This window comes from Candidatus Borrelia fainii (genome assembly GCF_027925085.1).
GTDB lineage: Bacteria > Spirochaetota > Spirochaetia > Borreliales > Borreliaceae > Borrelia > Borrelia turicatae.
Genome location: NZ_AP027070.1, coordinates 405,892 through 425,677, shown reverse-complemented (window position 1 = coordinate 425,677; position 19,786 = coordinate 405,892). Strand labels below are relative to the sequence as shown.

Genomic DNA, 19,786 nt, shown 5'->3' with positions numbered 1-19,786 from the left:
TTTGTGAGGAATATATTTGAGGTGGTAAGGACATTGCATCCTCTTGAGATAAAAGTGATTTTAAATTACAAAGAGGGAGATGAAATTTTTGCCTTAAGGCTTGCTGGGGATTTACTTTATAATGAAGGACAATCAAATAAAACAATTGAATGGCTTGTTTCTAAAGGTATTCTTAGGGAAACTTTTAGAAAGCTTAATGTGTTTTATCGCCTAACTGAAAAAGGTGTTGATGCTTTAACTAATGGTTTAGTTGAAGAGAGAATAATCAATCTTGTATCTAGAAAAACGGTTCTAGTTGCCAATTTGCCATTAGAGTTAGAAATTGATATTAGAGATGCTGGTAAGGCATTTGGTAATTTATCTAAAGAGGGAGTTTTATCTTTGGGATTAGGTAAAGAAATTCTTATTAAAGATTTAAAGCGTTCTAGTTACAAGATAGTTAAAGAATTACTTTTCAAAGCTCAAAACAGCGATCTTTTAGAAGATGATTTATCTCAAGATGAATTGTTAGTCATTTCTAATTATTCTAAGAAAAAAGGCGCTGGTGATGTATTGTTTAAGGTGATAGAGAGTTTGGACCTAAAGTTTGAATTTTCCAAATTTGGGTTAGAAGTAAAATCTGAACTTGGAAGAAGCAATCTGACAGGTGACGAGATTGTAAAGTTGACCCCTGAAATGTTAAAAAATAAAACTTATGAGAATAAAAACTTTAGGGCTTATAATATTCATGTTTCATCTAATAAAACCTTTATTGGGCGTGCAAATCCTTATTCAGAGTATATTGCTAAAGTTAAGGATAAGCTTGTAAGTCTTGGGTTTGAAGAATTTGATGGTCCCTTGGTCGAGAGTGAATTTTTTAATAATGATGCTCTTTTTATGCCTCAGTTTCATCCTGCACGTGATATAAGGGATGTTTATTATATCAAGGAACCAAGCTCACTTAAATTTTTGTCTGAGCCTTATTTTTCTAATGTTAAAGCTGTGCATGAAAATGGGCACACTACAGGTTCAAGAGGTTGGAGGTATGATTTTAGCGAGAGTATTTCAAAAAGATTAGTGCTTAGAACTCAAGGCACGGTGCTTTCAGTAAAGCAATTAATTGATGCAAAAAATCCTGGTAAATATTTTGGAATTGTTAGGTGTTTTAGATATGATCAAGTTGATGCTACTCATGGAGCCGATTTTTATCAAACAGAAGGGATTGTTATTGGAGATGTTAATATTAAAACCTTATTAGGTCTTCTTGAAATTTTTGCTAAAGAATTGGCTGGTGCTACTGAGGTTAAATATGTTCCTGCTTATTTTCCATTTACAGAGCCTTCAATTGAAGTTCATGTGAAACATCCTGTGCTTGGTTGGTTTGAGTTAGGCGGGAGCGGTATTTTTAGACCAGAGGTTACAAAACCTTTTGGAATTGATGTTCCTGTTATTGCTTGGGGTATTGGCATTGATAGAATGGCTTTAATGCATTTAGGTTTAAGTGATTTAAGAGAGCTTTTTACCCATGATATTGGTGATGTTGTATTGAGGCGAGGAAAAGTCAATGCCTAAGGTTGAAATTTATAAGAGTATTTTGTTAGAAAAGATAGGAAAAGATTTAACGAAATCTGAACTTGTATCTGTTCTTGAAATGGCTAAGGCTGAAATTTGTGAATTTGATACGGTTAATGATAAGATAAAGATTGAATTTAATGATACAAATAGGCCCGATTTGTGGTCTTATACAGGACTTGCGCGTCAAATTAAGACATATCTTTTTGGTCATTTACCTTCATTTAAGTTTTTTTCAATGGCAGATAATTTGCAAAAATTTTATGGTGAAATTTTGGTCAGTCCAGAAGTATTTAGTATTAGGCCTTTTATTTTTGGATTTTTGGCCAAAGGTGTGATTTGTGATGAACGGATGCTTGAAACTTTAATTCAGTTGCAGGAAAAGCTTTGTCATAATTATGGACAAAAGCGTAAAAGGGTTGCGATGGGAATATACTCATCAAATTTAATAAAGTTTCCGTTAAGTTATATTGCATGTAATTCTGATTATAGATTTATTCCTCTAGGTATGAATACTGAAATGTCTATTGGGGAGATCAATAGGGTACATCCTAAGGGAATAGAATATGCAGCTATTCTTGCAAGTTTTAATGAATATCCTTTATTGTTAGATTGTAAGGATAAGGTACTCTCTTATCCTCCGATAATCAATTCTCATGATATTGGAGCTTTAAAGGTAGGTGATACCGATTTATTTATTGAAGTTACGGGAACTAATCTCGAGGCTACTTTGTTATCTTTGTCAGTGATTTCTTGTGATTTGCATGATATGGGTTTTGAAATTTTACCAGTAAAGACCATCTTTCCTAACGAGACTTTATTTGGGAGGGAAATAATTTGTCCTTATTATTTTCAAAATACGCTAGAGGTTAATGTTGATAATGTTAATAGGATGCTTGGTAGCAATTTTACGGCAAATAATATGTGTCTTGACTTAAAAAAATTAGGGATATCAGCTTACTTTAAGGAATTAGATAAATTTTATGTTATTCCTCCTGTTTATAGGAATGATTTTCTTCATGAAGTGGATGTTATTGAAGAAATAATGATAGGTATGGGATTAGATAGTTTTAAACCAGAACTTCCCAAAGATTTTACTTTAGGAAGACTGAGTCAGATAGAAGAGTTTTCAAGAAAGATTAAAAATTTAATGATTGGAATGGGTTTTCAGGAAATGATTTATAATTATCTGGGATCTAGGACAGATTTTATTGAAAAGATGAATATTGAAGGGGATGACTTTTTAAGTGTTTCTAATCCAATGACAGAGGGGTATGAATATATTAGGGGCTCAATAGTGTCTGATTTGCTTAAATCTGAGAGTATTAGTTCCAATTTTCCTTATCCGCATAAGATTTTTGAGATTGGGAAGGTAGCTTTAAAAGATTTAAATAGTGTTGATGGTACTATTACTTATGATAATTTGGCTTTTTTGATGGCTGATAAAGAGTTTTCATTTAATGAGATTAATTCTTTAGTTTCATCTCTTTTTTATTATTTAAATATTGAATTTAAGTTAAGGGAATCAAGTAAATCTCTTTATATAGATGGCAGAGGAGCTGACATTTTAATCAATGACACAGTCTTAGGTGGCTTTGGTGAAGTATCACCTTACATATTGAGAAATTTTGGAATTATGGTTCCATGTTGCGTCCTAGAGATTAATCTTAATAAACTTTTACATTAATACAAATAGTTTTTTATTGATGTAACATTTGGATGAAATTATATTTAAATATTTTGTGTAGTGATTTTAATAAGTAAACTGGGAGTTGAGGGATATTTATGTTAAAGTTTGAAGTACTGGATATAAAAAAGAGTAATAAAAAAGTTTTAAGAACAGAGATGAATTCCGTTGAGGATGTAATCATTATTGGTTCAGGACCTGCGGGGCTTACGGCTGGAATCTATACTGTTATGAGTGGATATAAGACAGTTATTTTAGAAGGACCTGAGCCTGGAGGGCAACTTACAACGACTACGGAAGTGTATAATTATCCAGGATTTAAAAACGGTGTAAATGGAAGAGAATTGATGTTAAATATGAAAGAACAGGTGATCAATTTGGGTGCTATTACTTATCTTGAGACTGTAACATCTATAGAAAGAAGAAATAATATTTTTTATCTCTTTACTGATAATTATATTTATAAAAGCAAAGCTGTTATTATTGCAGCGGGATCGGTACCTAAAAAACTTAATACTCTTAAGAATTCAGATTTGTTTTGGAATAAAGGTATTTCTGTGTGTGCAATTTGTGATGGGCATCTTTTTAAGGGAAAAACAGTTGCAGTAATTGGTGGGGGGAACACAGCAATTTCGGAAGCTATTTATTTAAGCAAATTATCAAAAAAGGTATATGTTATTGTAAGAAAGGATTATTTAAAGGCTATTGCTATGTTAAGACATAATGTTGAAAAATTACCTAACGTTGAGATTTTATATAACTGTGAGGCTATAGAAGTTAATGGGGATAATGTTGTATCTAGGGTGCAAATTATTGATATTAAGAATAATTCTACTTTTAAATTGAGTGTAGATGGGATATTTGTGGCTATTGGTTATAATCCAAATACGGAGTTTTTAAAAGGGTTTTTGGAATTGGATGAGGATGGATATATCTCTACTCAAGATCTTGTTAAAACTAGTGTTGAGGGAGTGTTTTCGTGTGGTGATGTTAGTAACAAGCTTTATGCACAAGCTATTACAGCTGCTGCTGAAGGGTTCCTAGCTTCTGTTGAGCTGAGAAATTTTTTGGGATAATTAGATATACATTGATTCTAAAAAATATGTTAGAGTAAGTTAAGTTGTCTTTTTATTTCAAATATTAAAATTCCTGTTGAAACCGATACATTCAATGAATCTATTTTGCCTGTAGTTGGGATTTTTACTAAAAAATCTGAATTTTTTTTTATTAATTTGTGTATTCCTTTGCCCTCATTTCCCATAATAAGTGCAATTTTGGTATCATTTATTTTCATGGTGTTTATTGCTTTTCCTTTGATATCGCTGGCATATATCCAAAATCCATTTTTTTTTAAATCTTTTATTACATTGTTTATATTTGGGATTATCAATTTATTAACATATTGACTTGCGCCAGAGCTAGTGCGTAAGGTGGTTGCGTTGTCTTTTGCACTGCGTCTCTGGCTAGTAATTACAAGGTCAATGTTAAATTGTTCTGATGTTCTAAGAATTGCTCCAAAATTTTGAGGATCTTCTATTCCATCAAGTATTAAGATAAATACATTATTTTTATGTTTAAATTCTTCTAAGAATTCTTCTAAATTTTTATCTTGTTTTTTTGTATTGTTAGGTTTAGAAATCTTTAATTTTAATGCAAAACCCCTATGATTGTTGTTGTCAATTATCTTAGCAAGATCATTCACTTTTATTATTTGAATATTATATTCTCTAGCTATTTTTTCAATATTTATGCTTTTTGGACTTCTTTTTGAAATATATAATTCAAGTCCTTTATTATTTTTTATGCTTTCAATTATTGAATTGGCGTGTGTAATATACATACTAAATTTTATTTAGATTAACTTTATCAATATCATTAATTTCCTTGCTTAAATCTTCCAGTAGACGAATGGCATTATAACTTAGATTTTTAGGAGTTTTGATTTTAATAATCAAAATGAGATTTCCAAATTTTTCTGTATGTAGTATTGGCATGCCCTCATTCTTGATGATGATTTGTTCATCATTTTCTGTTCCCTTTGGAATCTTTATTTCAATCTTTTTTTCTGCTATTGTTTGTATTTTTATCTCCTTCCCAAGTGCTGCTTGAGTAAAACTTATTGGAAGACTTGCGTATAGATCTTTTCCATTTCTTTTAAAAATTTTATGGGGTTTTATTGATACTCTTATGTAGAGATCCCCGTATTGTTGATTATCGGGATTTACGCTGCCTTTTCCTCTCATTTTTATTTGTTGAGAATCATCAATTCCTGCTGGAATCTTAAGTTCGATTGTTTCTTTATATTTAAGGCTACCAGTTCCTTTGCATGATTTGCAAGGATTTGATATTATTTTTCCATTTCCATGGCATTTGGGACATGTAGTTGTTACTCTAAAAAAGCCTCCTCCTTGCATTACTCGGCCACTACCATTACACATGTTGCATATTGAAGGACTGGTTCCTTTTTCAGATTTTTTTCCTAAGCAAGATTCACATAACATATTTCTTGCGATATTAATGTTATTTTTATAACCTAAATAAGCATCCTCAAGTGATATTTCTATTTGATATGTTATATCTTGACCCTGTGCATTTTGCCTATTTTTATCTTGTCCTCGTTTTCCAGTAAAGAATGAATCAAAGATATCTCCAAAATCTTCAAAAATGTCTGAAAATCCATTAAATCCACTAGAAAAACCACTAAATCCCCCTCCACCTTCAAAAGCTGTGTGTCCAAATCGATCGTATTGAGCACGCTTATTGTCATCTCCCAATACCTCATAAGCTTCCGTTGCTTCTTTAAAAATAGATTCAGCTTCTTTGTTATCTTTATTTTTGTCAGGATGATATTTGATTGCTATTTTTCTATATGCTTTTTTGATTTCATCTTTTGAGGCTCCTTTTGAGAGCCCCAAAATTTCATAATAATCTCTTTTCACTATTTTTTATCCTCATCAACAACTTCGTAATCAGCTTCTTTGCTTTCACTACCTGCATTGTTTTGAGCATTGTCTTGATTTGATGAACTAGATTGAGCATCTTTATACATCATTTCAGCTATCTTATAAGAAGCTTGTTGAAGTTCTTCTGTTTTTGATTTAATTAAAGCTATATCTGAGCCTTCTAGTGCGTCTTTAAGTTCTTTTATTTTATTTTCAATAGCTTCTTTATCCTCACTTGTTATTTTTTCTCCATATTCTTTTAGAGATTTTTCTGTCTGATAAATTAAGGAATTAGCTATATTTTTTGCTTCTATACTTTCTTTTAGTTTTTTATCTTCCTCAGCATGAGCCTCAGCATCTTTAACCATTTTCTCAATTTCGTCTTCAGATAGCCCTGATGATGATTCAATTCGAATCTTTTGTTCTTTTCCAGTTCCCATATCTTTAGCAGAAACGTGAACTATTCCATTAGCATCAATGTCAAAGCTAACTTCTATTTGTGGAACTCCTCTTGGTGCTGCTGGTATTCCGTCAAGAATAAAATTACCCAGTACTCTATTTTGTGATGCCATCTCACGTTCACCTTGCAAGACTTTAATGTCTACAGAAGTTTGATTATCTGATGCTGTTGAGAATACCTGACTCTTTTTGGTAGGGATTGTAGTATTTCTCTCAATTAGCTTTGTCATAACTCCACCAAGGGTTTCAATACCTAATGAGAGAGGCGTAACATCAAGGAGTACCATATCTTTAGTTTCTCCTGTCAATATTCCACCTTGAATTGCAGCTCCTATTGCAACAGCTTCATCAGGGTTTACACCTTTATTTGGTTCTTGACCGAATATTTCTTTTACGATTTTTTGAATGGCTGGTATTCTTGTGGAACCTCCAACAAGTATTACTTCGTTGATCTCAGAAGCCTTAAGCCCAGCGTCTTTAATAGCCTTAATGCATGGTTCTTTTGTTTTTTGAACTAAATGATCTACCATTTGTTCGAATTTTGCTCTTGTTAGAGTGTATTGTAGGTGTTTAGGTCCATTTGCATCTGCTGTGATGAATGGAAGATTTATTGATGCTTCTTGAGCACCTGAGAGTTCTATTTTTGCCTTTTCGGCTGCTTCTTTGAGCCTTTGAAGTGCCATTTTGTCGTTTGATAGGTCAATAGCACTGTCTTTTTTGAATTCAGCAATTAAATGTTTGATGATTTCATCATCGAAGTTATCACCACCAAGATGGGTATCTCCATTTGTTGATTTAACTTCAAAAACACCATCCCCAAGTTCAAGTATTGAGATATCAAACGTTCCGCCACCAAGATCATAAACGGCAACTATTTCTTCATTTTTTTTCTCAATTCCATAAGCAAGAGCTGCAGCTGTTGGTTCATTAACTATTCTTTTAACATCAAGTCCTGCAATCTTCCCGGCATCTTTTGTTGCTTGCCTTTGAGCGTCATTAAAATATGCTGGAACCGTGATTACAGCTTCAGTAACCGTTTCTCCTAAATAGGCCTCAGCTGTTTCTTTCATTTTGGTAAGAGTTGCAGCTGATATTTCTGGTGGTGACATTTGTTTTTTTATATTGGAAATGTTTACACGAGCATCTCCATTTTGTCCTTTTTCTACTTTATAAGGAACCATTTTGATTTCACTTGCAACTTCCTCAAATCTTCTTCCCATAAATCTTTTTATTGAGTATATGGTGTTTTCAGGATTTGTAACCATTTGGTTTTTTGCTACTTGTCCTACAAGTCGTTCACCCTTGTTTGTGTAAGCTACAATTGATGGAGTAGTTCTTCCTCCTTCTGAATTTTGTATTACAACAGGTTTTCCGTGTTCCATGATGGCCACACATGAATTTGTTGTTCCAAGGTCAATTCCTATTATCTTTCCCATATAAAACCTCCTTTTGTATTTTTGATTTCTAATATTAGTTTTTGCTTTGTGCAACTTTAACTTTTGCAGTTCTTAATACCCGATTATTGTAGCAGTATCCTTTTTGGTATACTTCTACAATTTCAGGGATTTCAACCTTTTCTTTTTCTTCTATGCTTATTGCTTCATGTTGACTTGGATCAAAGGTTTCTCCCGGTTTGCCAAACTTTTTTAGATTATATTTTTTGTCAAAGCTTGAGAGCATTTCACTTTCAATCATACTAATTCCTGATAATAGAGTATCAAAATCCCTTGATTGTTTTGATGAATCTATTGCTCTTTCTAAATTATCAAGAAAATTAATTATATCTTTCATTATGTTTTCGTTTGCGAATTTAATAAAATTTTCTTTATCTTTTTCAAGTCTTTTCCTAAAGTTTTCAAATTCTGCTTGTTTTCTTAAATATAAATCTTTTAGATTTGAAATTTCGTTTTCTAATTCAGTAACTTTGTTTTCCATGTTAGGACTGTCTTCATTTGGTAGTATGTCATTTTTTTGTTCTTTTATTTTTTCAGGTTCTTCGCATTGTTCCTTTTCTTCCACTTTAGCCTCCTTTTATAAAGCATTTTATCTTTAAAGAAAATATTTTACAAATTTTTTCTTTAAGGAATTTTTTATGAATTTGGTTCGTTTTAATTATCTTTAAAAGAGTCGATTTTGACTATTAAGCCATAATAGTATAATATTGATACATATTTTGAGCTTAGTAAATTTTTATGTGTACTTTTTTGTCAAAATAAAAAAAATACATTGGTTATTTTTTTGTTTAAAGTTATGTCTTAAAATTTGTTTTAAATATGTTTGAGGGAGTTTTTATGATTTTGTGTGGTTTTGGAGTAAAGCTTTCATCAGATTTTGAAATTTCTCTCTCGGATTATATTCTTAAGATATTACTTATAGTTAATGTAGTAAGTTACTGTATTTATACAAAGCAATATCAGGATTTGGAAGTACTTTACAGGATATATAAGCATGGACTGATTTAATATTGGGATTTTTTTGTAATCAGTTTGACTTTTAGGAACTTGGAACAAATGATGAGATTACAAAACTATTAAGTGTGGTTTAGCATTTTCTTGTAATTTTTTCTGTTATTGCTTATTATTTACTTTGTGAAAATATGTATAGCGCAGACAAAATGTAGACTTTTTAAGTTTAAGCATATTTTGGGTGCGTTTAAGAAAAATTATGAGTATGCTCTTCAAAATAAAGTTGATATTTTAGTTTTTCCTTTTATTTTTGTTGGGGGCATTGATTATGCGAATTTGTTTCATAGAGCAGAATATTTGAAAAAAATTCTTGATGCCCTTGATTTTATAAAAGATCAGGTTGATGATAGACTTTGTGTTGTATTTGGACATTATAGTTTTTATGAGGGCAAATTATTAGATTGCGTATCAGTGGTAAATGATCATCACTTTGTTTTGACAACTAGAGAAGTCAATAAGCCGGTCTTATTTAATTATAAGGGTCAAAGTATTGCTGTCTTGAATTTGAACGATGATCTTTTGTTTCAAGGACTTAAGGACAAATTTAATGGGTCTTTCAGTAAAGTTGACTATCTTTTAGTTCCATCAAAATCTTATTTTACTGGCGAGAAGAATAACTTAAGGCTTAAATTTTTCAAAGGAATAGCTATGAAAAATAATTTGGAGGTTGTTTATGCCAATTTATGCGGTGTTTATGGCTCTACTGTATTTGATGGCCTGAGTTTTTTTATTAATGAGTACGGAAAAATAAAACAGGCTAAGAAATTTGAAGACGATATTTTATTTAATGAAGGATTTCATGATTTAGAACTTGACTGTGAGTCTAAAATTTTTGATAAACTTATTGGGGCATTGATAAGTAGTTTAAGAGAATATGTTGATCTTTCTGGTTTTGATAAAGTTCATTTAGGTGTTTCTGGAGGAATTGATTCTGCTGTTGTTGCTTATATTGCATGTGCTGCTTTAGGGGCTCATAGAGTTGTTGGTATTTCTATGCCTAGTAAGTTTTCATCAAAGGGATCTGTTTTTGATGCAAAGGAACTTTCTAGTGAATTGGGATTTAAATTGATTGATATGCCTATTGAGGGCATGTTTCAATCTGCTTTAGAGTTTTTTAATGGGTATTTTAATACAAAGGGTGTTACTGAAGAAAATCTGCAAGCCAGGCTTAGGGGGTTTTTTTTAATGTCTTATAGTAATGCAAATAAGTCTTTGCTTTTAAATACTGGAAATAAAAGTGAAATTGCTGTTGGTTATTTCACTCTTTATGGTGATTCTTGTGGAGGAATTGCTTTGATTGGCGATTTATTTAAACGAGATGTTTATAATCTTGCAAAATATATTAATTTAAAAGAAGGTAGATCCGTTATTTCTGTTAATATTCTTTCAAAAGAACCTTCTGCTGAGTTGAGACCTGATCAAAGAGATAGTGAGTCTCTTCCCAAATATGAAATTCTTGATGAGATATTAAGTCGATATTTGCTTGAAAATGAACCTTTGGAGTTGCTTTATGAATCTTTTGGAAAAGAAGTAGTTGCAAAGGTGTTAGATCTTTATTCTAGTAGTGAGTATAAAAGAAGGCAAGGTTCTATGATAGTTAAAGTTTCTAGAAAAGCTTTTGGTGATGATATTTTACTTCCTATTTCGAAAGTTGCGTTGACTGAGGATGAATAGTAATAATGTTATTAGTATATTAAATGAATTTAGTTTAAAATTAGAAAATATTTTCTTACTTATCAATACTTATTCTTATGAACTTTATAAAGAAACTCCTAGATATTTTTATGATGATATTACAAATTGTCTTGAGTTAACTTTAGAGATTGTTAATAAGTTTCAAGGAGAGTTTGAAGGTTCTCAAGACTTAAGCTTAGGTAAATTTCTAATTAGAAGCATGAAATGTGATTTGGTTTCTTATTTGTATTTATCTTTGGAATTAATAGACAATTCTATGAATTATAGTGGGATTGGGGATGCTGGTATTGCTTTTTTGAAGGCAATTGCTTATAAGATCTCATCGATAATATCTTATATAGAAATTGAGCTTGAAAATATGTTTCTATCTTCTTCTCTTGTAAGTAGACAAGCTTTAAATAAAGATGGACATAAGATATTGATTTTTTCATGTGATAGTTTTTATATTAAAAGACTTACAGATTATTTGGTTTTAAGAGACTATATTGTTGTATCTGCAGATGCTGTTGACTTGTTCAATCAGTTACTTTGTAATGATTTTTATGATTTAATTATTCTTGATTTAAGTTCAGATGAGTATATACAGTTGATTTTAAATTTGCTTAAGAATATTAAAAGTAATAGTCTTTATGAGATGATTTCTGTTATTGTTATTTCTCAAATAAGTGAAAAAGATATTATTCAAATTTTTATTGAAGAGCAAGTTGATGATTATTTTTTGAAAAGCTTAGATTTTTTGGTACTAGATATTAGGATAAATAGTTTTATTGCAAAGAAAAAGATTATAGAGCAAGGACAAAAATATTTAGATCTTGTACTTCGTGGTAGAAAATATTTTGAGAGTGAACTAATAGAAGCTGGAAATTATATTGAGAACTTATTGCCCAAGAAGATGCAAAACGAATTTTTTAATTCTAATTGGATTTTTGTTCCATCAAAAAGAATCGGAGGAGATTTTTTTAATTATCACTTTGTTAATGATGATAATCTAATAATTTATTTGATAGACATTTCAGGTCATGGGATAGGTTCTGCACTTTTATCTCTTAGTGTTTCAAGTGTTATTAATTCTTATATCATGAGTGATAATGATATAAGTCCTTCGGAAGTTTTAAGATATGTTAACAGGTATTTTGTTAAGTTTAAAAGCGATATGTTTATTACATTATGGTATGGTGTTTTAAATGTAAAAACAAGACATCTAAGGTTTGCATCAGCAGGAGCACCGCCTGCTGTTGTTTTAAGTACTAAGGATAATATCTATCTTAAGACAAGAGGAGCAATTCTTGGGATTGAAGAGATGTATTCTTGTGAGGAGAATGAATGTATATTGAGTAAATTTTCACACCTTTTACTTTTTAGTGATGGTGTTTATGAGGTTGAAAATAAGCAAGATGTAATAATGGCTATTGATGATTTTTATAAGATATTGGAAGACAATACATATGATTTAGATGATTTTATTTTAGTGGATCTTTATAAGAAGATGTTAAATTTATCAAGATATAATGTGTTTAGAGATGATTTTTCTATTTTGGAATTTATTCTTAATTGATAAGTAAACTTTCAAAGTTTTGTGGTTTTTGAATTTAATAGCTTAAGCTTTTGCTTGTGTGAAGAACTTTCTTGAAAAATTTTTATTAGTTATTCAAGAAAGTCGGATTATTTTTTTTAGCTTCTTATTTCTTTACATTTTTTTTAGATGTTTGTTTATCTTGTGTTATGTTTGAGCTGTTGATAGATTTTAATAGTTTGTTTAGTGTCCAAGTTGAAAATTTGATATAAAGTTTTTTTATGGGATTTTTTGTATGTTTAAGTACTACTTTTAAAGATTCTATATTCATTATAGTTATTATTTCTTTTAAAATTTTTGACAAGTTGTTAAAAATTTTAGAGCCAACTTTGTGTCCTTCCATGATGAAGTTTTGAAGAATTATTTGCTCTTTTTTTTGTAATCTTCTCATGTATAATTTCAGTATTCTTTCTTGTGAATTCATTATTTCTGCATTTATTTGTTCTTGTTTTTTTGATAATTTTTTTGATTCAATAATAGGTTTTTTGGGAAGAGATTTATATGGATTTGTTCCTGGGATATAGTTTTTTGGAATCTTCATTTATTTTTTTACTCCTATTTTACTATTGACTGTACGTACTTTTATTAAGTTTATTAAGTTTTTTGTTTTTATACAACTGATGTTGATATTTTAATTCTTTATTATTAATATTTAATGACATGAATAAATATTTCAGCTTAAGTTTTTTTTACTTGTTAATTGGTGTTTTATTTTTATTTTTGATTGTTTTTATTCAGTTTAGAGATTTAAATTTAAATGTATTTTTATTAAAGGATTTAAAATTTTTAGTTAGCAATAAGGTTGAAGATAGTCATTATGTTTTAGATAGTCTTACCCTTAGTATAAGGGGTATTAAGATAAATTTATCTAAAACCAAGCCGATTATTATTCCTGAAAATGGGCTTCATCTCTATCCCATTTCTTATAAGATTCAGGATAATGCAATTCATGTTTATTTTGAAAATAATATTTTCTTACTATTTTCATTTGATTTAAATGATAATTTTAATGTTAGTTCAAATCTTTCTAAAAAATTACTAATTAGTTATGAAATTGAGAGTGATTATAAAGTTTTATTTGATGAAAATATTATTATTAAGGGTAGAGATGGTCATTTTGAGGTTGCTTTGGGAAAACGTAGTCAAATGAATGAAAGAGAAATTTCAGTTAGTCCTCAGGAAGTTTTTCAGATCGGAAATTTGGTTGAAGAATCTCAAACCCCAGATGAATTGATCTCTAGAGAACCTTCTAAGAATATTCCTCTAGACATAAATTCACCGTTTGTATATTCATTAATTAAGAAGGTGGATAAAAAAATTTTTGACTCAGCATTGCTTGAATTTAGAAATAAAGCCTATGATGCATGGAGTCATAAGTCAAACTTTAGTGTTGAAAAAGGTGGATGGCGTAGAGGTAATGTATATTTTTTTGATGAGGATATACTTATTTATCTTTTAGCTGAGTCTTTTACAAGACCTAATTATGAAGCTATTTTTTTAAATCTTAAATCTTTAATTGACCTTAATGAAGAGCATTTAACATATTTAAGTGCAAGTTATTATGTTAATGCAGAAAACCTTGATAAATTTTTTCGTTATTTATCTGTAAATAAAACTTTTATTAATTCGCTTGAGTCGGATAAGCTTTTAAGATATTTAAAAGAAGATGCATATCTTTTGGAGAAAATTTTTTTATCTGAAAATATTTCCATTTTAAATGGTGCATTAGATATTTTAAGGAAACCAGAAGTAATATTGACTTCTGGATTTAGTTTGACCCAGGCTTATAATGTGCTTTCTAATTATATTATATTCTTGCAATTTGATAATGATAGTTTTGTGCTTAAAAAACTTAGGGAAGAGTTAACTAAATTTGTGTCTACTTTGTTTTCTGTAACTAGTCATGGAGAAGCGTATGTTTTTGATAATAAGAATGACTTGTCTTGGGATTTTGAATATACACTTAAGATTTCCGGCCTACTTAAAAGACTTGCTTTCCAATTAGGTGATGATTTAATTTTGGAATTTGCTTCTAATGCTGTTTATTATTCTTTACTTAAACCTGATATCGAAAAGATTCCTTATGAAAATTATTATGCTGATATTGTTGATAATGATTATATTCCGAAATTTAGTTTACTTCCAAGTCTTGGGATTGGACATTGGATATATGGTGCGTCAAAGATTGTAAATTTTAATTTTTCTAATGCATTTTATTCTATTGACTTTAATCGTAATTTAAATTCCCCTGGGTATTTCTTTTTTAAAGGTATTTCAAATCCTACTTTGGTTAAGTTTAGGAATATTAATTGGTTTACAGATCCTCGGTTTTATATATATTCTGATGGATGGAGATATTATTCTGATAATAAGATATTGGTTTTAAAAATAACACCTAAGAAGTTAGATGATATGAAAATTCTTTTAAGATTTGATGATATAAAAGTACTTAAGGATATTGATGAGTAAACTTGTTGATGCAGTTCAGTTAATCATTGATATTGGAAACACCAGTATATCTTTTGCGTTATATGGATTGGATAAAATGCAGATATTTTGTAAGCTTAGTACAAAACGTGATTTGAGTTTTGAGGAACTTTATGAGTTTCTTAAATTTAAATTTGACTGCAAGGTTGATCAAGTTTTTGTAAGTAGTGTTGTGCCAGTTATTGATAGAGTACTCATTAATGCAATTGTTGCGCTTTATAAAGTGAATCCTTTATTCATTAGATTTGATTTAAATTATGATTTGAGTTTTGATCTTTATAATACCAATAGATTTGTATTAGGGTCGGATGTTTTTGCAAATCTTGTTGGGGCTATTGAGTATTATAATATTAATGATGCTTTAGTAGTCGATCTTGGAACGGCTTGTACTATTTTTGCGATTAGTAGAAAGGAAGGCATACTTGGTGGTCTTATTAATGGTGGACCTTTCACAAGTTTGAATGCATTAATTGAAAATGCATATCTTTTAACAGATTTTGATCTTGCAGTACCAAAGAAATTGCTAGGCTTATCAACTGTTGATAGTGTAAATAGTGGTGTGATTTATCAGTATAAATATTTAATAGAAGGTGTTTATCATGAGCTTATGCGTAATTATGATAGGAAATTCAAATTGATAATTACAGGTGGAAATTCTTATTTGGTTTTACCTTTAATAAGTTTTGATTTTATATCAAATTTATATTTAACCCTTGAAGGCATTAGGATTTTGGGCAATGCTTTTAAAGGTTTTTATTAATGTTTTTCTTGATAAAGATTTTTGTGCCGTAATTATTAAATACTATTGTACCGTAAGATAAATTTAAGTTTTTTTGTTAAATAAATTTAGAGATTCTTTTGTGTATTGACTTTTGTATTTTATTATCACTGAATTTATTTTCATTGTTTCTTTAGATAAAATCTTCTTGAGTTGTTGTTTAATAACATTTACTTGCAATTAAAATGTTTGCTCTTATTTGAATTTTAATATGTATTTTTTAATTAATTTGAATCTTCTAATATTTTCATAAGTTTTTGCAGTATTAATATTTTAATGCCTAGTATTTAAAGTTTGAAAATGTTTGTAAATAATTCTTCTTTATTAAATTCTTTGTTTATTCCAAACCGGGTTAAAGAAAAATCATATTTTACAGGATCATATTTATTCTCTTTTGCAAAATGTTTTGTTACTTCTATTGCTCTTTTAATACTTACATTTTTTTTGTTTTTGAGATTAAATAGTTTTGATGAGATATTTGTCATGTGCGTATCCATTGGAACTATTAAATTTGATGGGCTAAATTTATTCCAAATTCCTAAATCAACATCATCTTTTCTTATCATCCATCTTAAGAATAGAAATAGCCTTTTACAGGCACTGCCTCTTGAAGGTTTTGGAAGTATTATGCCAAATGAATGTCCATTAATGTTTTCCATTTGTGTTATTAAGTCGTCTATGCTTGATATGAAATTTTTATTTTTTTTGTAAATATTATGAAGTAAATTTTCAATTGATAAGTATTTTTCTTTTATTTTCTTAAAAGACATTAATAGTCTTACAATATCTTCTGTTTTGAAAAATCTATAAGTAAAATCTTTGTATATTGTATCTAATTCTTCTTTTTTAAGTGTTTTAAGTGTTTCTGAAGGTTTGTTTCCAAGTGGTTTTAAGACAGTCTCAATTGCTGTTAATATTTTTTCAACTCTTCCTAGTGCGAGTGAAGAGCTAATAAGACCTGCCAGTTCGATGTCTGCTTTTTCTGTATATTTGTATAAAAATTCTAGTGGATCTGGATGAACAAATTTGCGTTTATTGTATTTATTGTATATCCATTCTAATATGTCTAATGTGGTATCCTTATTTTTTTGCATTATCAGATTCTAATAGTCCAAGCAATATTTTCTTTAACTTTTTGTCATAAAATTTATCTTTGGCCCATTTTCCTGTAAGATCGTATATTGTTGGAGCAGATCCTCTTTGCACGAGATAAAATCTAGGATCAACCATATTGGATTTTATGTTTTGTCTTGAAGCATAAGCTTTTAAATGTTGAATATGAGCTCTTATTCCTTCTTTAATGTTAGAAAAAGAATTTCCTTTTGTAAAATTGTCAGTAGCTCCTATACCTGAGAAGTTGTGTTGTTCTTTAGAGACGATGCCATTGAATTTTAAAATTCCCGTTTCAAGTAGCATTTGAGCATAGGCAATATCATAATTTATTCCTTCAATTATGGCCTCATCTATATAAGTTTGTGCAATTGTTTTAACATATTCCGCTTCAAGGTAAGGATTCATTTTCAATGTGTATTTTACAAGATCTTCTACTTGGCTTATTCCTTTACTTAGTAAAAAAGGAATGTATTTTTCTTTTTGCATTTCAGTGTTTATTTCAATTATTTCTTCAGTGCAGTAACTCTTTACTGTTAGTAATATTAGACATATTGTTAACAGTATAAATTTTTTTTGCATTTTAAGATCCTCTGTCTTCAATAAATTGATTGATTTCGTTAGTTATAAAATCAAATCTTGGTAGCATTAATTTTTTCTCTTTAAAAAAATTGAAACTTTCTAAATAACTTCTACTGAAGATGAAATCAGAAATTTCACCAATATGATTCATGTTTATTACTTTTATGGATGATGGATCTATATCTGTTTTTTGCCATTCATTTTCATCTTGCTTTATTAGTAGTTGTAATGTTTTTATTTTTGAGCTTTGAGGTTTTCCACCGATGTTTATGTATTTTTTTATTTGTTTGTTTTTACTAATGATTTCATTTGCAATATTTGCTTGATTTCCCATTGTAATTAGAATTAATTGATTTAAATCCGTTCTTAGATTTAGGAATTTTAATTTTTGAGTTGATTTAATAAGTTCAAGGATATTTTGAATTTCTGTAACTTTAGATATTTTGTCTTTTCTGTCGCTGAAAATTTTGATAGGCTCTATTAAATACTTAATAATTATGTTTGAAATGTGAGCTAACAATCCTGCATTTTTATTTTTTATAAAATTATGAGTATTTATATATCTGTATTGTGGGGCGTATAGATATACAATGTTTCCTTTTTTAACTAATCTGTTTACAAATGATTTAAACATTGAATCATGAGAATAAAAGGGAAGTATAATTAAGATACTATCATATAGTTTTTGATTGTCACTAATTGGACCATCTTTATATACATTTTCATATTTTGGCAGATAGTTCATTTCATTTATGAAAAATGGATTAAAATCGTAATACAAAAAAGGATTTTGACTTTTAAATCCTAGGGTGAGACTGATTGGATACCAAACTGATAGATTTAAATTATTCTTGTGATCTTTAACTTTTGTAAATCCTATTTTATAGGTAGAATTGACATCTTTTTGATAGTCTGTAAAGAACCCAATGTATGAAAATATTGTTGCAATTAGTATTACCATTATTGATGGTAGTACTACCATTATTTTAAATGGAATAGTAAAAATAATTCTTTTAAGTTTATTATCTTTCTTTTTTGTTTGTCTTCTAAGAATTATTGTCTTTATGGTTTTCATGGTAGTTGCTATTAAGAAGAATAAAAATATGGAGCCTGTATAGAACATTAATGGTCTAATTTCTATGAGGTATAGAGTAATTATAAAGAATATTCCTGGAAAAATTATGAAATAATCTTCGTAAGAAAATTCTCTTTTAAAATTGAAGAAGTTTATTATTAAAAATATACTAAAGCTTAGTAAAAATATTGTTTCATAAGATTGTTCATGCATAAAAAGTAATTTTTCCTTAAATAATTATAAGCATAAAAACTCTATTTGCAAAATAATTTATTGAGTTATAAAGTAGGTTATAATGATATAATGTAATTTATAACTCAATAAGTTAGTGAGTTGACATTTATCCTGTTTAACTTTGAGTGTTGATTATAACTTTTTTAAATTTTTATTTGAAAATATAAAATTGGGGTTATAATTAATTATAATTGATATAATTTATAATTTCTTTTTCTGAATGGTTTATGATATAACACCTTAAAATTTGAACTGTAAATGGTTTGAATTTTGTCTTTTTTTTATTATTTCTTGTTTGATATATTTATTTTCTTTTATCGTTTGGTTTTATTATGGTATAATTAGATTCTTTAAGAGGCAATGGTGGTACATGTTGGGAATCTTTTTAGGAACCGGTTCGTCAAGTGGTGTTCCTATGTTGAGTTGCGATTGTAGAGTATGCAGTTTAAACTTTGGTAAGAACAAGAGGCTTAGGAGTTCATTTTTAATCAATTTATATGGAATGAACTTGTTAATTGATACAGGTCCTGATATTAGATCACAGCTTTTAAGAGAAAATATCGTTAAGTTAGATTTGGTATTGTATACTCATGAGCATTATGATCATATTATGGGTCTTGATGATATTAAATTTTATACAAGAGGTGCTCCTTTGCCTATTTATGCACGAGAGAGTACAATGCAACATATTAAAAATGCTTTTCCGCATAATTTTTCATCAAAAGTGCCTATAAGTGGAAAAGCAGATATTATTCCTAATTTGGCGATGGATTTACAGCAAATTTTTTTTAGAGGAATAAAGATAATACCCATTCCTTTATTACATGGGGACATAATTAGTTTAGGATATAGAATAAACAATCTAGCATATCTTACTGATGTTAAATTTATTCCTGAAATTTCTTACAATTATTTAAAGGGATTGGATGTACTAGTAATAGATGCTTTAAGGCTTAAACCTCATCCTGGACATTTGAATTTTGATGATGCTATTGTTGAGGTTAAAAAAATAGATCCTAAAATTGCTTATTTTACGCATATTTCACATGATATAATGCATGAAGAATTTGATTATCTAAAGAGAGATAATATTTATTTGGCTTATGATGGTCTTCAGATACATGTTTGATTTGATTTGGTAAATAATT

General features: G+C 29.0%; 17 protein-coding genes. 9 read left to right on the top strand and 8 right to left on the bottom strand.

Annotated elements, in window-relative coordinates:
• The first annotated feature begins 3 nt into the window (after positions 1 to 3).
• From pheS to trxB, 3 genes are all read left to right on the top strand, one after another.
• Entirely contained in the window at positions 4 to 1,551 is a 1,548-nt protein-coding gene (gene pheS, locus QMG63_RS01860) for a phenylalanine--tRNA ligase subunit alpha (RefSeq protein ID WP_281861186.1), read from the top strand.
• On the top strand, positions 1,544 to 3,238 hold the full coding sequence (pheT, locus tag QMG63_RS01855) for a phenylalanine--tRNA ligase subunit beta (RefSeq protein ID WP_281861184.1): 1,695 nt from the start codon (positions 1,544 to 1,546) through the stop codon (positions 3,236 to 3,238). The genes pheS and pheT overlap by 8 nt, the downstream gene beginning before the upstream one ends.
• 98 nt (positions 3,239 to 3,336) lie before the next feature.
• A complete protein-coding gene (gene trxB / locus QMG63_RS01850) occupies positions 3,337 to 4,314 on the top strand; it encodes a thioredoxin-disulfide reductase (protein WP_281861183.1) in 978 nt (325 codons plus the stop codon).
• 29 nt (positions 4,315 to 4,343) lie between these two features.
• Here trxB and rlmB read toward each other — a convergent pair whose 3' ends face one another.
• From rlmB to QMG63_RS01830, 4 genes are read right to left on the bottom strand one after another with little or no spacing between them, the layout of a single operon-like run.
• On the bottom strand, positions 4,344 to 5,078 hold the full coding sequence (gene rlmB / locus QMG63_RS01845; RefSeq protein WP_281861181.1) for a 23S rRNA (guanosine(2251)-2'-O)-methyltransferase RlmB: 735 nt from the start codon (positions 5,076 to 5,078) through the stop codon (positions 4,344 to 4,346).
• Position 5,079: 1 nt separating this feature from the next.
• The gene (gene dnaJ / locus QMG63_RS01840) at positions 5,080 to 6,177 is read right to left on the bottom strand and encodes a molecular chaperone DnaJ (RefSeq protein WP_281861179.1); all 1,098 of its coding nucleotides are present in this window, start codon (positions 6,175 to 6,177) and stop codon (positions 5,080 to 5,082) included.
• Positions 6,177 to 8,075, bottom strand: coding sequence for a molecular chaperone DnaK (dnaK, locus tag QMG63_RS01835; RefSeq protein ID WP_281861177.1), 1,899 nt, complete (start codon positions 8,073 to 8,075; stop codon positions 6,177 to 6,179). The genes dnaJ and dnaK overlap by 1 nt, the downstream gene beginning before the upstream one ends.
• Before the next feature lie 34 nt (positions 8,076 to 8,109).
• Positions 8,110 to 8,622, bottom strand: a complete 513-nt coding sequence (locus QMG63_RS01830; protein WP_281862079.1) for a nucleotide exchange factor GrpE — start codon at positions 8,620 to 8,622, stop codon at positions 8,110 to 8,112.
• 290 nt (positions 8,623 to 8,912) lie between these two features.
• On the opposite strand from QMG63_RS01830, the gene QMG63_RS05740 reads away from it, so the two are divergent.
• The 3 genes from QMG63_RS05740 to QMG63_RS01820 all read left to right on the top strand — a co-directional run bounded on the left by QMG63_RS05740 (position 8,913) and on the right by QMG63_RS01820 (position 12,354).
• A complete protein-coding gene (locus tag QMG63_RS05740) occupies positions 8,913 to 9,101 on the top strand; it encodes a hypothetical protein (protein WP_425592798.1) in 189 nt (62 codons plus the stop codon).
• A 126-nt stretch (positions 9,102 to 9,227) separates the two neighbouring features.
• Positions 9,228 to 10,778 (top strand): NAD(+) synthase, encoded by a 1,551-nt coding sequence (gene nadE / locus QMG63_RS01825; RefSeq protein WP_281861175.1) that lies wholly within the window; start codon positions 9,228 to 9,230, stop codon positions 10,776 to 10,778.
• A complete protein-coding gene (locus QMG63_RS01820) occupies positions 10,771 to 12,354 on the top strand; it encodes a PP2C family protein-serine/threonine phosphatase (protein WP_281861173.1) in 1,584 nt (527 codons plus the stop codon). Before nadE ends, QMG63_RS01820 begins: the two co-directional genes overlap by 8 nt.
• A gap of 124 nt (positions 12,355 to 12,478) precedes the next feature.
• Here QMG63_RS01820 and QMG63_RS01815 read toward each other — a convergent pair whose 3' ends face one another.
• Complete coding sequence (locus tag QMG63_RS01815; RefSeq protein WP_281861171.1) at positions 12,479 to 12,913, bottom strand: hypothetical protein; 435 nt, start codon at positions 12,911 to 12,913, stop codon at positions 12,479 to 12,481.
• A 119-nt stretch (positions 12,914 to 13,032) separates the two neighbouring features.
• Here QMG63_RS01815 and QMG63_RS01810 point away from each other — a divergent pair, with 119 nt between their 5' ends.
• Positions 13,033 to 14,841 carry a hypothetical protein gene (locus QMG63_RS01810; protein ID WP_281861169.1) on the top strand — a complete coding sequence of 603 codons (1,809 nt, stop codon included), beginning with the start codon at positions 13,033 to 13,035 and terminating at the stop codon, positions 14,839 to 14,841.
• Positions 14,834 to 15,619 carry a type III pantothenate kinase gene (locus QMG63_RS01805; RefSeq protein WP_281861168.1) on the top strand — a complete coding sequence of 262 codons (786 nt, stop codon included), beginning with the start codon at positions 14,834 to 14,836 and terminating at the stop codon, positions 15,617 to 15,619. The genes QMG63_RS01810 and QMG63_RS01805 overlap by 8 nt, the downstream gene beginning before the upstream one ends.
• A gap of 305 nt (positions 15,620 to 15,924) precedes the next feature.
• On the opposite strand, the gene QMG63_RS01800 is transcribed toward QMG63_RS01805, so the two are convergent.
• From QMG63_RS01800 to QMG63_RS01790, 3 genes are read right to left on the bottom strand one after another with little or no spacing between them, the layout of a single operon-like run.
• Positions 15,925 to 16,731 carry a TIGR02757 family protein gene (locus QMG63_RS01800; RefSeq protein ID WP_281861167.1) on the bottom strand — a complete coding sequence of 269 codons (807 nt, stop codon included), beginning with the start codon at positions 16,729 to 16,731 and terminating at the stop codon, positions 15,925 to 15,927.
• Positions 16,718 to 17,329, bottom strand: a complete 612-nt coding sequence (locus QMG63_RS01795) for a glucosaminidase domain-containing protein (protein WP_281861165.1) — start codon at positions 17,327 to 17,329, stop codon at positions 16,718 to 16,720. Before QMG63_RS01795 ends, QMG63_RS01800 begins: the two co-directional genes overlap by 14 nt.
• Before the next feature lies 1 nt (position 17,330).
• Positions 17,331 to 18,617, bottom strand: coding sequence for a hypothetical protein (locus tag QMG63_RS01790; RefSeq protein ID WP_281861163.1), 1,287 nt, complete (start codon positions 18,615 to 18,617; stop codon positions 17,331 to 17,333).
• A 391-nt stretch (positions 18,618 to 19,008) separates the two neighbouring features.
• Between QMG63_RS01790 and QMG63_RS01785 the strand changes: the two genes are divergently transcribed.
• A complete protein-coding gene (locus QMG63_RS01785) occupies positions 19,009 to 19,767 on the top strand; it encodes an MBL fold metallo-hydrolase (RefSeq protein WP_281861161.1) in 759 nt (252 codons plus the stop codon).
• The last annotated feature ends 19 nt before the right edge of the window (positions 19,768 to 19,786 follow it).